Raw genomic sequence first — 12,147 nt, 5'->3', positions numbered from 1 at the left:
ATTTATCTAACTGGTTTAAAAATCATCGAAATTGTACCCGCCTTAACTGAGTTGATTAAGCGGATGGCCAGTCGGGTATAAGGCTTCCCTCCTTCAGACAACTCTTCACTTTTAATTTCAAAATCATTTTTACTCTCTATGGTAACTAATAACTTATCTTTCTTACCAGTAATTTCGATTTGACGAGGATTGATCTGCTTCCAGTTGCCCCTCGTTATTAAGGCCGTCTCATAGGTTTGATTGCTATCAAAGATGAAATTATCTTTAACTGTCAAAAATCCTCCTGGCTTGCGGTTGTATGTAAATTCCCTCACCAGTTTTTTCAATTCCTTTACCTGGTAAGCAGAAGCAATATCCATCACGAGTTTATCCTGATCATCACTAAAGCTAGTACTGATAACATTGGCTTTTGCCATAGCGCCGGGTATTTGCTCCTTACCTGCAACGAGTGGCACCGGATGTCCATAGGAAGCAATGGTCTTATAAGTATACCTTTCCGGCCCAAAAGTTTTGGAGGTATAAGGTATAATTCCAGGATCTCCCATCAGCACTTCATCTCCAATCACGATAGAGAAGGAGCCAATATCATTGTGGTTATGGTGCTCATTGTTGTTGCCGCCTTTAATGGCAACACCCATATCCAAATCTGAGTTTTTCCCTGGGCGCACGGTGAGTACCCCCGCCTGGTCAAAGTAAGATCTAAGTTCAGTGCCCTTGGTATTTACGGTCACTTCCGCAGAAGATATTGTTTCGGGAAAAACGGCAAGGATACTTTCAGCCAGATCTGTGGTACGTCCTTCGAAAGTACTTTTCTTAAAGCTTGAAATATCTATTCCAAGATTCCGATTTACGTAATAAAGAATAAATGCGGAAGGTTGGGTATATGGACGGCAATCACCAATTGAAGGAAAAACGTCATGGATAATTACTGTTTTAGGAAGAAATTCTGCAATCAATTTTACCTTGGGATCTGCAAACAGGTCAATCTGACCATTGGTGCTTTTGTATACTGTTTCACGTAAAAGCACAAAGTGCCCGAAACCATAATTGTAATAGCCCAAACCTTCAGTACAATAACCGTCAGGCAGAAAACCATGAATGCCGTTCTTATGATAGCGCTCTGCAATGGCGATAAATTTAGCCCTTTCAGTCTTATCATCAATCACTGTTTCGGCAGCGCCAACCGTACCGGAAAGACAAACTGCATTAAAGTTGTTGGTGTTCGTTAAAAAGAAATTATCCTTGTTGCCGGTTGCCACTGAGTTTAAGACAGGATCGAAGACCCGCAGCTGCAGGGCTTTGATCGCTTCTGCTTTAACTTTTGGATCGATCTTGTCGTCCAGTAAATATAAAGCCTGCGCAATATGGTGGGCATAACTTACGGCAGATAGCTCAACCAGATATTTTTTCCCCTCAAAGTTTACTTTATCATAATCATGTGTTGGATTTACCCATGATTTCTGACGGCATAGTTCCAGTATTGCATTTTCAGCTGCTTTGGTATATTTTCCCTGATCGGTAAGGCATTCTGCAAATACATACTGCGTTAGCCATAGTAATCTCTTTTGAAGCATGTTCTTTCCGGGAACAGATGTCCCTTTTGTCCAATAAGCGAGGTAGTCTGAATCGCTCCAAGCCGGAAAAGGTTCCTTTAATGAACTATCGGCAGTTTTGAGGAGTTTAGCGTATTTCCCAGTCTTAAATAGTCTGTCCCACTCTTTACGATTTTTATACGTTTCCCCAAAACCAGAAGGTTTTTCCGGCAACATCGCTGCAATTTGCTTAACCCTTTGCATATCCAGGGGCTGCAGTAGTACTACTGGCTTAGAATTGTCATAAACATCATTTTTAGGGGCTTGCCCTTTTACCATACCACCTCCAATCAGGAGCAAAAAGAGCGTAGCTTTCTTGAATAATTTCATCCTCAATTTTTTTATTGGGTTATTGTAATTTCAAATTCCCTGACAACTTGTTTATTACCATCAATATTATTATTAAAGCCAACTAAAGTTACTTTATAAACACCAGGGTTTTTATACACATAACTATAATTGGTTAATCTGCGTCCTGCGATATTCTGTATTGATAATCCGAAATCAGCAACTTCTTTTGTTGCATTTAAATTTAAAGGCCCTGTAACCAGCCAATCTTCATTATCTGGTGAGTTTGCAGCACCACCATTCATTCTTAATTCTGTTGCTGAAACAGCCCAGCCCGCAGCAGGATTTTTAAAGTTATAGGATGTCCATGGTCCAGAAGCTAATGAAACAAGCGGCACTGATGACTTGTCGGGAAACAAATTACTAATGGAAAAGGCACGGACAACCCAGGTTGGCTGGGCTACCGTAGGTTTCATTACCGCTTCATACTTAAATGCCAATGCAAAGGGAGTACCTTCTGTAGCATATGTACTCAGATCAACGATTCCTGATACAGTACTGGTGGAATTGACAGCCAGGGTTACCTGATCGCTGATATCCGTCCAATTGCTAGCCACTAAATTTTCGGGGGTATTTCCCAGCAGATTTTTGGTAACCAAAACTTTAAGGGAATTGGCTTGTGCTACTCCCGCAAGCGCAGTTGTAAACTGTAGCTGTGGAATTCCACGCTCAATCGTCACCGCATCTTTATTTGCGTACCTGAAACCACGTTCCCCGGAATAGAAAACAATATTTTCTACTTCGCCAGAGAAGTTAAACCTCACCGTATCATCAACTTTATATTGAAGCTTGCTCAACTGGACTTCGAACTCAGGTTGGGCCACATCCATTTTTTTGCAGGAAACAAATAGCAGCCCAGCAAAAAACAGCATATATATACATTTCATAATTTGAAGATTAATATCCCGGGTTTTGTACTAATAAATTATTTAATTGAATATCATGGATTGGAATAGGCATGAAAATGTTCCTGGATGAAACCTTGGTCGCAGCCGTGGTAATATTCGTTGCCGTTCCTGCATTGGCATTTGCATAGGTCAGGAAAGCTTTCATATCCTCCACAAATTTTCCCCAACGGATCAAATCATTTCTTCTTAAGCCTTCAAAGCAAAGCTCCCTTGATCTTTCTTCCTTGATCGCATCAAGCAGTGCTGTTTTACTGGAAATCTCTAATGTCGACAGGTCTGCATCCGTAGATTGGCTGATTGTGGCGGTAGCGGTCGCACCTGATCCGCCACCACCAGTAATCGTAACCGTAGGTACCGTTGTATAATACGGCCCTGCAGTGGTTAAAGTTCCAGGCGAGGTAATGATGATACCAGTAACGACACCAGCAGAAATGGTTGCCTCAGCAGTAGCCCCGCTGCCGCCACCGCCAGTAATTGTTACTGTTGGCACGCTCGTATATCCTGTTCCCCCTTTAGTTACTGCAATGTGTTTTACAACATTTCCATATAATATACCATATGCTCTTTTACGAACCATATTCACATATTGATAGGCATTAGCAGGCCCGTTAACTTCGTTTTCAGCTTCGGCAAGCATCAGCAAAACATCTGAATAACGTAGGAATGCGAAATTCTGGGAAGTGTAGTTTTTGTCTTTTGGCTCCACAAGTTCGTATTCCCTACGCCATTTCCCTGCATTCATAAGCCATGTATTTGTAACATTCGTTTTTACAGCGGTTGCCCCTGATCCCCAAGTATAATTGGCACAATTCCAATCCCTCCTCCAGTCGAATGAGGCTTTGTTTGGTGAGACAGTGCTTAATGGGTTTAATTGATAAGAGTTATACAATTTCCGGGTTGCATTTACGGATCCGGAGCTGAATCCTTTATTTGCGTCATTGCAGGTAATTCCGCAAAACCTGCCTGTATAGGTATTTCCAAAATTGACACCTCCAGTATTGTTGCCCCAAAATTCCAGTTCCCACATGCTTTCCTTCACATCGTACTGTTCTTTTGCATATTTTAAGAATATATCTCTGTAATCAGGATTTAGTGCATGTTCAGGTGCATTCCCTGTAGGATGTACCACCTTATCCGCCCAAAACAAGGCATCCTTATATTTTTCTGTATCGTTTAAAGGAAAGCCGGCCATATAAAGATAAACTCGAGCCAGCATTCCCTGCACAGCTGTGCGAGTAACTTTGCCACCCATACCTAATGCTGTAGCGGTTTGCGTTTGCAATAAGGATTCGGCATCGATCATATCCTTGGTAATTTGTGTGTATACTGCCTTCATTGGAGTTCTTGCAATATTAACTTCGGTTACAGATGCTGTAGGCGTTAGGATCAGTGGAACATCTCCATAATTGCTAACCAGCATGAAATACTGAAAACCGCGCAGAAACAAGGCCTGCCCTTTAATTACGTTTTTTGCAGTCTGGTTCATATCCACATTATCAACCTTGGAAAGCAATAAATTGGCCCGTTGAATACCCGTGTAAAGACCTTTCCAGAACTGTTCGTTCTTTGCATCTGCAGCATCGTACTGGTAGGAAGGGGTTAGCTCTACTGTCTTTCCATAAGACTCGTCTGTATTGGTATTAAACATATACAGGTAATTGTTTCCATATACCTCAATTGTACCCAAGGCATTATAAACTCCATTGAGTGCACTTTGCAGCTGCTCTGGTGTTTTGTAAAAAGCGTTCGGATCGATAAAATCAGTTGGACTAGTGTCCAGAGCTTTCTGACAGGAAATAGTCATCGCTGCCAGTATGATGAGGTAAAAATATTTTATCTGTTTCATACTTTTATAGTTAAATAGGTTAGAGCGATACATTTAATCCGAATATGAGTGTACTTGCACGTGGATAGGCAGAAAAATCGAATCCAGGTGTAAGTGTTGAATTTCTAACAGAGACTTCAGGATCTGGTCCAGAGTAGTTTGTCCAGGTGGCAATATTCTGAGCAGAAGCATAGACCCTTAAGCTTTTAAGATTGGCCTTTTTGAATATTTTTGCCGGAAAGTTATACCCCAGCGAAATCGTTTTTAACCTAAGATATGAGCCGTCTTCAACCACCCTGCTCGAGTAATAGAATGGTCCCTGTCCACCTGTCCGGAACAAAGTATTACTAGGATTATCAGGCTGCCATCTATCTGCATAACTTGCATACTGATTAAAAAATCTGGATTGTTTTCCATTACCATCAAACAGCATACGGTTGGCATTGACAATGTCATTTCCATATGACCATTGCAAAAACACGTTCAGATCAAAGCCTTTATACGTGAAGTTATTTGACAAGCCCCCAGTATGAATAGGAAGTCCGCGGCCGATTACAGTGAAATCTGATGCATTAACATTTCCATCTCCATTGACGTCTTTATACTTAATGTGGCCAGGCTGTACCGTAGGGTTTCCATTTCTTGGGAGATTGGCCTTAAGCGTATAAGTGCCTGCAGGGCTTTTATCAAAATCTTCGTATTGGTAAACCCCGTCCCAGATGGCTCCATACAATTGTCCTACTGGTTGCCCTACGACAGCGATGTAAGGAGAAAGTGCGTTCCATTTCTGATCAAAACTTACCGGACTGGTTATTGAAGTCTGGTTTTCAGCGAGTTCCAGCACTTTATTTTGATTGAAACTAATGTTAAAGTTTGAGCTCCAGCTAAATTCTTTACTGCTGATATTAACGGTGTTCAGCGAAATCTCAAGCCCTTGATTTTGCATTTTGCCTATGTTCTTATAAGCATCTGACAATCCCGTTGTATAAGGCAATAAGGCCAATAACAATAGGTCGTGGGTAGTTTTTCTATATAGATCTACCGTTAAATCTACCCGTTGTTTAAATAGACTTAAATCATAACCAATATTTAACTGCTTTGTGGTTTCCCATTTCAGACTACCATTTCCAAAGGCAGTTAATATCGCTCCTTTTGAGGGAGAACCATTACCATAAGAATATCCTGCTGAATTTGGTTGGGTAATCTGATCCAGATACGGAAAGTCTCCAACGCGGTTGTTACCAGTTTCCCCGTAACTTAAACGCAATTTTGCATCAGACACAAATTTCAATTTCTTCATAAAATTCTCGGCACTCATACGCCATGATATTGCTCCTGAAGGGAAATATCCCCAGCGATTTCCAGGGGCAAATTTTGAAGATCCATCGGAACGGAAGGAGGTAGTAAAGTAATATTTTGATTTATAATTATAATTTAAACGTCCCAGGTAAGATACCAAACCCGATCTTGAGCTTAAAGAAGTACCGATCTGAGAAGGAGACTCATCCAGTCCGTCAAGTCCCAGGGATTCATTTGGAACATTGAGGGCATTAAAACCTCTTCTTGCCATTTTGCTTCCTTGCACGGTATATCCCCCTAAAACGGTAAGATTATGGACTTTATTAAATACTTTTTTATAGGTAAGCGTATTTTCATTCAATAAAATTGTGCTAGGATTATCATATATTGATCCATTGACACCACTAGAATTTCTGAAATTACCAGCTTGTGTTAAAGAGTTATTGAATGTTTCATTTCTCAGTACAGTATTGGTAACACCACCTGTAACCCTCAAGGTTAAAGATGGTATAATTTTATACTCGGCATAAGCATTGGCAATGAATACGGTGGTTAGATTCCTGCGAAGTTCATTTTTGGCGGAAATCACTGGATTGACGCGGTAATCAGCAATTACGTTGTAATCAAAACCAGGATCAAACAGTTCATCGTCCAGGTTATTATCGTTGCCTGTTACCGGACGATAGCCCCATACCGCATAAAGAAGATTGGTACTCGCCGACTGTGAGGCAGAAGCATCTTTTACTATGGTTCCACTAGAAACACTGTAGCTGTAATTCACATTTGCACCAATTTTCAGCTTAGGATTTACATTCTGATCCAAGGTAATACGCCCCTGGTAACGTTTGAAGCCTGAATTTAAAATTACTCCATCCTGGTCGATGATGTTACCCGAAATCGAGTAACGTGTTTTATCTGATCCACCCCTTATAGAGATGTCGTGATTCTGCATGCCCGCAGTTCTATAAATCTGATCCTGGAAATTAAGTCCCTTTACGTTTCGATAATCTTCAAGTATTTTTCCATCTTTCAGATAAGCAACAGCCGCAGCCGTTGGATCAAGCTCCAATTGATATTTTACAAACTCATAAGGGCTCATTAAATCAATGGTCTTAGTATTTTTCTGAAAACCATAATAACCACTATAGGCAATCACAGGTTCACCCGATTTTCCTCTTTTGGTCGTGATAATAATTACGCCATTCGCCCCTCTTGCACCATAAATGGCCGTCGCAGATGCATCTTTTAAAACATCAATAGACTCAATATCGGCCGGACTTATAGAATTGCTGTTAGGATCTTCCAAAGGAAAACCATCCACAACGTATAAAGGGGAGTTATCCTGTGTTATAGAACCTGCGCCACGAATCACGATGTTGTTCGTTTGACCTGGCTGGCCATCAGATCCTGAGACCAGCACACCAGCAACTCTACCGGCAAGTGCTTCGTCAAATGATCTTACTGGGGCCTTTTCAAAATCGCTCATTTTTACCTGGCCAACTGATCCTGTAAGGTCTTTCCTTGTGGTTGTACCATAGCCGATCACAACAATTTCATTCAATGCATTGTCCAGAGATTTAAGCGCAAGCGTGATGGTGTTCCTATTGTTTAAAGGAATATCTCTGGATTGGTAGCCGACATATCTGAAAGATAATGTAGCATTTGCATTTGAAACAGTGAGTACAAATTTACCATCAGCATCAGTAGAGGCTCCGGTTTTAGTACCCATTTCAAATACAGTGACACCAAAGAGCGGCTCATTGTCATCAGAAGTCACTTTACCTGAAATCTTCTTGCTTTGTGCACTACTTTGGGTTGATAAAGCCATTAACAATATCCAGGAAAACAGTACCCTGAAAGTAATAACGCCGCAAAGCTTTAGGGGTTTAAGGAACATATTTATATTTGGTTAGTTTGAAATAAAATCAATCTCTGATCAACATTCTTAGAGCGCGCTATACAAACCTAATAAATTATATATTGTATACAATATATAATTGAATAAATAGGAATATTTTAATAAATACTCGATAAATAGATGAGTTTACTAATGTTAAATTGAATATTTTGCAGTTTAAATAAAAAACACAAACAACTATCGCATTTCACATTCAAACTTTTAGCGAAAATATAGACCGCCATTAATGTCGATTGTGGCTCCTGTAATATAGTTACCACCCTCTCCTGCCAGAAATGCAACCGCAAGTCCAATGTCACGAGGTTGTCCAATACCAAGCGGTACTCCTTCGGCTATTTTAGCGACCCCATCAATACCATGTGTTTTATTTAACAGATCAGTTTCAATAATTCCGGGGGCAATACAATTTACCCTTATCCCAAATGGTGCGCCTGTCCTAGCTAATGTTTTGGTTAGCCCCAAAATGGCACTTTTACTGGCCGAATAATGTGCAACATCCGTTTCAATCCTTGGATTTCCTCTATTGAATTACTTAGATATGGATCTATGACTAACTTAATACCCGCAGCAAGAAACGCTATTTAAACTTATCACTCATCTGAGCTAATAGATCTGCTTTAGCATTCACACAGTGTATTGCCGCTGCAGCTTCCACGGCTGCCGGATTTCTGCTTTCCAAAGCTTCGAGGATAGCCCTGTGCTCCTCTATAACCTCAGTTGTCCGCCTCGAACCAAAGCCATAAGTAAGACGTAATGTATTAATCAGTTGCCAATGTTTTTCCAAAATTTGCAAACCTTCACTGTTATTTGCCAATTCGTAGATAGTAGAATGGAATCTTCTGTTTAATTGTAAACAGGTGGTATAATCTTCTTTTGAAGCTGCAGCTTCATAACTTTTTTGGATCTGATTCAGCAGCTTAAGGTCTTTCTCTTTTAAATTTTCAATACATTTTACAGTGAGGTATACCTCGATTAACTGCCTGATTTCGTAGATACTTTCTAAAAACTGTCTATCTACCTTTCTCACATGAGCTCCTTTATTGGGCTCAATAATTAACAAACCTTCACCCTGCAATTGTTGCAAAGCTTCCCGAATTGGCATTTGGCTTACCTTATACCGCTCAACCAACTCTGCTATTTTTAATCTTTCTCCTGAAATAAAATATCCTGAAAGAATATCTTCCCGAAGTTTTTCTCTTACCCTGGAATAAGTAGGATTCGCCAGTTCGCTTAAATCAGATTGTAATTTGTCTTTCAATTTCGCAGTTTTTAAATAAACATCGAATATACAATATATATTGTATACAATCAGAGAGGAACAGACCGAGGTCGATATTTCGGGCTTAATTTACAGAGCACTTGGAAATCTTAAAAAGCTGGATATTTTGTATTTAAACGCAGATATCGAGGGGAAAAGAGCAATATTGAGTTCGATATTTTATGAGAAGTGGACTTTTTGGAATGGAAAACATCGAACCCCTGAAATCAATGAAGCCGCCCAGCTTATCTACCACATTAACAGAAATTTAAGGCAAAAAAAAACCGGAGCAGATTTTTACTCCGGTGAGGTTCCTCCACGGACTGAACTCAAAAAAAATTATTGATGATTTAACCAAAATTGCTCGGATTAGTGAGCTGGTTGCCCAGGAACCCCTTAGTAGAGACTTTAAGCTAAAATAGTTATATTAAAATTTCTATCGTCTTCCATAGCATTCAATTTATTAGAATTATTAATCAATTTTCGCACCTCTAAGTCTTAACGAGTTTAGTATAACGGATACTGAACTGAAGCTCATAGCCAGTGCTGCGATCATTGGGGAAAGTAAAATACCAAAAACAGGATATAGAATGCCTGTGGCGACAGGAATACCCAATACATTATACCCCAAAGCAAAAAAGAGGTTGCCCTTAATATTCCCCATGACCTTATGACTTAACTGGCGAGCTTTAGCAATCCCGTTAAGGTCGCCTTTAACGAGCGTTATTGCTGCGCTCTCGATTGCCACATCTGTTCCGGTGCCCATCGCTATGCCTATGTCTGCCTGTGACAATGCAGGAGCATCGTTTATTCCATCACCTGCCATAGCAACCTTTTTACCTTCGGCCTGTAGTTTTTTTATTTCATTCAACTTATCCTCTGGGAGCATCCCGGCTTTGAAGCCATCCAAATTCAAGGTTCCGCTAACTGCTCTCGCTGTATCTTCATTATCTCCTGTGAACATTATAACCTTTAAGCCTTCCTGTTGAAGTTTATGAATAGCTGCTGCACTCGACTCTTTTATTTTGTCAGAAATCACTACAAATCCTACTGCCTTATTGCCTACAGATAAATAGGAAACGGTCTTACCCTGTTTTTGAGCCTCCTTAACCTGCCCCTCCAATTCAGATGTAATTTCGGCCTTAACGTGTTCCATTAACCTTTGGTTACCAAGAGCTAAATGCTCATCACCTAATACCCCGGTAACTCCTTTTCCCGTTACGGCTTCAAAATTTGAAATTGGCCTAATACCAATTTTGTTTTCTTCGCCATATTTTAATGTTGCCTGTGCCAAAGGATGCTCACTACTACCATTTAAAGCTACAATTCTCTGTAGAATGTCCTTTTCAGAATAATCAGGGTTTACACTGACCACCTTTTCCACTGAAGGTTTGCCTTCTGTCACAGTCCCTGTTTTATCAATAACAAGCACCTCTATTGCGTTCATTTTCTCTAAAGATTCTGCATTTTTTATCAACACGCCTGATTGAGCCCCTTTTCCAACACCAACCATTACCGACATTGGGGTGGCAAGTCCAAGTGCGCATGGACAGGCGATGATCAATACCGCAATGGCATTTACAAAAGCATAAACATAGGCAGGCTCTGGGCCATAAATTGCCCATATTGCAAATGTGGCGATGGCAATCAAAACAACAACAGGTACAAAATAACCGGAAATTTTATCTGCCATCTTTTGAATAGGTGCTTTTGAACGGCTTGCAGAATTGACCATTTCAATGATCTGGGAAAGTAGGGTTTCTGAGCCTACTTTTTCGGCCAACATGACAAAAGTTCTATTGCCATTAATAGTGCCTGAACTGACTTTATCACCGGGCTTCTTTTCTACTGGAATGGGCTCGCCGGAAATCATGGATTCATCAATCGTTCCTTCCCCGATTTTAATACTTCCATCTACGGGAATTTTTTCACCGGGTTTTACCCGTAACATATCGCCTTTTTGTATGTCATCAATTGATACCAGAACTTCCTTGTCACCGACAACCTTGGTTGCATTATTAGGCGCAAGCTTGAGCAACTCTTTAATTGCACTATTGGTTCTTCCGTGTGCTTTGGCCTCAAGAAGCTGTCCAAGTAACACGAGGGTGAGGATAACTGTTGCTGCCTCGAAATAAACGTAAACCGTACCATGATGTGTTTTGAACTGGTCAGGAAAAACATCAGGAAAAAGTAGGGCGACAAGGCTAAAGAGCCAGGCCACCCCCGCACCAATTCCGATCAAGGTAAACATATTTAAGTTCCATGTGACTACAGACCGCCATGCACGCTCGAAAAACATCCATGTTGCATAAAAAACTACAGGTATTGAAAGTCCCAGTTGAACCCAGTTCCAGTATTGCAAATCCATCAGTTTAAACAGAGGATTACCAGGTATCATTTCTGTCATTGCAATGACGAAAATTGGGGCGGTAAAAAAAGCAGCTATCTTAAACTTCCGAAGTAGTTTTCCGTAAGTTTCATCCTCTTCCTCCGTAAGATTCCCAGCCATAGGCACTAAGTCCATTCCGCATATCGGGCAGGAACCAGGCCCATCCTTAATAATTTCAGGATGCATTGGACAGGTATATTTTACATCCTTTTTTAACGAGGGTTGTTTTAGTAAATCCATTCCGCAGACCGGGCAATTGCCTGGCTTATCGTATGTTTTTTCTCCCTCACAATGCATAGGACAATAATATTTATCCCCGAGATCAGAGTGATATGGTGGCTTAACTTCAACTGGTGTTGCATGCCCATGCGAGTGCTGATTTTCTGTTTTCACTGCATGGTTAATCATTTCAATGGTATAGTTTCCCACTGCGGATATTGCTCCCTGTAATTTTTCAGTTGAAATGTGTTTGTCCATTGTGATCGTGGCTTCAGCAGGCTCCAGCGTAACCTCTGCGGAAACTCCACTAATACTATTCAATGCATTTTCTACCTTGGTTCGACAGCCCTGGCAGGTCATTCCTGTAATTTTATAAGTATGTTTCATGATG

The 12,147-nt window shown here is 40.6% G+C and carries 8 protein-coding genes; 1 reads left to right on the top strand and 7 read right to left on the bottom strand.

Annotation, left to right across the window (positions count from 1 at the left end):
* Positions 1-2: 2 nt before the first annotated feature.
* From B9A18_RS01510 to B9A18_RS01485, 6 genes are all read right to left on the bottom strand, one after another.
* Positions 3-1,922: a heparinase II/III family protein gene (locus B9A18_RS01510; protein ID WP_084286898.1), complete on the bottom strand. Its 1,920-nt coding sequence runs from the start codon at positions 1,920-1,922 to the stop codon at positions 3-5.
* Positions 1,923-1,933: 11 nt separating this feature from the next.
* Positions 1,934-2,827: a DUF5017 domain-containing protein gene (locus B9A18_RS01505; RefSeq protein WP_084286897.1), complete on the bottom strand. Its 894-nt coding sequence runs from the start codon at positions 2,825-2,827 to the stop codon at positions 1,934-1,936.
* A gap of 10 nt (positions 2,828-2,837) precedes the next feature.
* Entirely contained in the window at positions 2,838-4,694 is a 1,857-nt protein-coding gene (locus B9A18_RS01500) for a RagB/SusD family nutrient uptake outer membrane protein (RefSeq protein ID WP_084286896.1), read from the bottom strand.
* Between the two features lie 19 nt (positions 4,695-4,713).
* Complete coding sequence (locus tag B9A18_RS01495) at positions 4,714-7,869, bottom strand: SusC/RagA family TonB-linked outer membrane protein (RefSeq protein WP_084286895.1); 3,156 nt, start codon at positions 7,867-7,869, stop codon at positions 4,714-4,716.
* 222 nt (positions 7,870-8,091) lie between these two features.
* Positions 8,092-8,397: an SDR family oxidoreductase gene (locus B9A18_RS01490; RefSeq protein ID WP_262497645.1), complete on the bottom strand. Its 306-nt coding sequence runs from the start codon at positions 8,395-8,397 to the stop codon at positions 8,092-8,094.
* Positions 8,398-8,467: 70 nt separating this feature from the next.
* Positions 8,468-9,148 (bottom strand): GntR family transcriptional regulator, encoded by a 681-nt coding sequence (locus B9A18_RS01485; protein WP_084286894.1) that lies wholly within the window; start codon positions 9,146-9,148, stop codon positions 8,468-8,470.
* Positions 9,149-9,188: 40 nt separating this feature from the next.
* Between B9A18_RS01485 and B9A18_RS01480 the strand changes: the two genes are divergently transcribed.
* A complete protein-coding gene (locus B9A18_RS01480) occupies positions 9,189-9,494 on the top strand; it encodes a hypothetical protein (protein ID WP_084286893.1) in 306 nt (101 codons plus the stop codon).
* A gap of 126 nt (positions 9,495-9,620) precedes the next feature.
* Here B9A18_RS01480 and B9A18_RS01475 read toward each other — a convergent pair whose 3' ends face one another.
* Positions 9,621-12,143, bottom strand: coding sequence for a heavy metal translocating P-type ATPase (locus tag B9A18_RS01475; protein ID WP_084286892.1), 2,523 nt, complete (start codon positions 12,141-12,143; stop codon positions 9,621-9,623).
* Between the last annotated feature and the right edge of the window lie 4 nt (positions 12,144-12,147).

This window comes from Pedobacter nyackensis (assembly GCF_900176505.1).
In the GTDB taxonomy this organism is placed as follows: Bacteria; Bacteroidota; Bacteroidia; order Sphingobacteriales; family Sphingobacteriaceae; genus Pedobacter; species Pedobacter nyackensis.
The sequence above is the reverse complement of the archived record's forward strand: the minus strand, read 5'-3'. Positions and strand labels throughout refer to the sequence as shown.

Excerpts from the sequence above, each read along its gene's own strand:
- B9A18_RS01510 (WP_084286898.1), bottom strand. The coding sequence starts at position 1,922 with ATGAAATTATTCAAGAAAGCTACGCTCTTTTTGCTCCTGATTGGAGGT.
- B9A18_RS01505 (WP_084286897.1), bottom strand. The coding sequence starts at position 2,827 with ATGAAATGTATATATATGCTGTTTTTTGCTGGGCTGCTATTTGTTTCC.
- B9A18_RS01500 (WP_084286896.1), bottom strand. The coding sequence starts at position 4,694 with ATGAAACAGATAAAATATTTTTACCTCATCATACTGGCAGCGATGACT.
- B9A18_RS01495 (WP_084286895.1), bottom strand. The coding sequence starts at position 7,869 with ATGTTCCTTAAACCCCTAAAGCTTTGCGGCGTTATTACTTTCAGGGTA.
- B9A18_RS01475 (WP_084286892.1), bottom strand. The coding sequence starts at position 12,143 with ATGAAACATACTTATAAAATTACAGGAATGACCTGCCAGGGCTGTCGA.